This window comes from Idiomarina sp. UBA4206 (assembly GCF_002383015.1).
Taxonomy (GTDB): Bacteria; Pseudomonadota; Gammaproteobacteria; order Enterobacterales; family Alteromonadaceae; genus Idiomarina; species Idiomarina abyssalis.
Window position 1 is genome coordinate 118,446 of sequence record NZ_DFTS01000043.1, and the last position, 1,618, is coordinate 120,063.

2 protein-coding genes are annotated in these 1,618 nt (G+C 47.2%); both read right to left on the reverse strand.

Going from position 1 to position 1,618, the window contains the following annotated elements; translation table 11 throughout:
* Positions 1-726: MinD/ParA family protein (locus B3180_RS09670; RefSeq protein ID WP_286844262.1), on the reverse strand; the 726-nt coding region annotated here is incomplete at its 3' end.
* A 56-nt stretch (positions 727-782) separates the two neighbouring features.
* Positions 783-1,618 (reverse strand): flagellar biosynthesis protein FlhF (gene flhF, locus B3180_RS09675; protein ID WP_286844264.1); only part of this gene is annotated, 836 nt, incomplete at its 5' end.

Sequence of the window (1,618 nt, forward strand, 5' to 3'; positions counted from 1 at the left end):
AGATTTAGGGTAAGCCATGACAAAGGATTGCTGTTTCCGCACGGCTAAACGCAAGTTTTCATCGAAAGGAATAATTGCTGCCAGCTCCAGCGCAACATCTAAGAACCGGTCGGTAACCTTAGTGAGCTTATTGAACAGTACTTGCCCGTCTCGCATATTGCGCACCATATTGGCAACTACTTTGAATTTGAAAAGCCCCTGCTCACGGCTCAATACTTTAATAAGAGCATAAGCATCGGTAATCGATGTTGGTTCATCGCAAACTACGACTAGCACGTCCTGTGAGGCTCGGGCAAAACTGACAACGGTGTTACCTATGCCAGCTGCAGTATCCACAATCAGCACGTCATAATTACCCTGTAACTGGCTAAACGCTCTAATTAAACCGGCATGCTCAGATTCACTGAGATCCACCATCGAACGTGTACCAGACGTTGCCGGAACAATTTTTATTCCCGCAGGGCCTTCTATCAGAATATCTTCCAGTTCACACTGGCCGCTTAACACATGAGAGAGATTACGCTCACCACGAAGACCCAACATCACATCGACGTTAGCCAGGCCTAAGTCGGCGTCCAGCACCAATACTCGTTTGCCCTGCTTTGCCATTGCAATAGCCATATTCAGCGACACATTGGTTTTACCCACGCCACCTTTACCACCGGTTACCGCAATAACTTTTACTTTTGATTGTTTCATTCTTCGCAGACCGCTTGCTTGATCCATCGGGCGTATCTCTTTTCTGACTAAATTGACAACAGCTTCATATTACTTCGGCTCATTCAGCGAGAAAACGCCGCATTCCAATACGATTTTGGCACGTCTGACACTGAGGAACAAATGCTTTTATCAAGCAAACGCTCGGCCTCCGCTACCATAAAGTTCGCATCGGCAACACGAATGTCTTCAGGAACCTGCTGACCATTGGTTAAATAGCCTACTGGTAAGCCATGCTCAATAGCCACGCTGATACTCTCACCTAAACTTAAGCATTCGTCCAGCTTGGTAAAAATGCAACCGGATAAAGGCAAGGTTTTAAACTGCTTAACAGCATCCATCAATACCTGATTCTGTGATGTCGCTGAAAGTACCAGATATGGGCGAATACGCAGTCTTGAATTCTGGATAAGCTGACTTAACTGCTCGCTCAAACGCTTGTCGCGTTGGCCCATGCCGGCCGTATCAATTAAAATTAAGCTCTTCTGGCGCAGTGAAAGTAACGCATCTGCCAGCTCTTGTGCATTTTTAGCAACTTTTACCGGACACCCTATTATACGACCATAGGTTTGTAATTGTTCACTGGCACCAATACGGAAGGTATCCGTGGTAATTAATGCCACCTTATCCGCACCATGGCGCTGAGCGTAACGAGCCGCCAGCTTCGCAATAGTGGTGGTTTTACCCACGCCGGTTGGGCCGACTAAAGCAACTGCACCGCCGCGTGTCAAAATATCGTCGGACGTTGTATTCAACTGACCTTCTAATAAATGCAGGGTCTGTTCCCATGCTTCATCGTCTGAGCCACCTTCGGGAATAAAACAAGCAATCTGGTCCGCAACTCGTTCACTTAAGCCCATAGACATCAAGCGATTCATCAGCATAGCACGGGTCGGCTCTT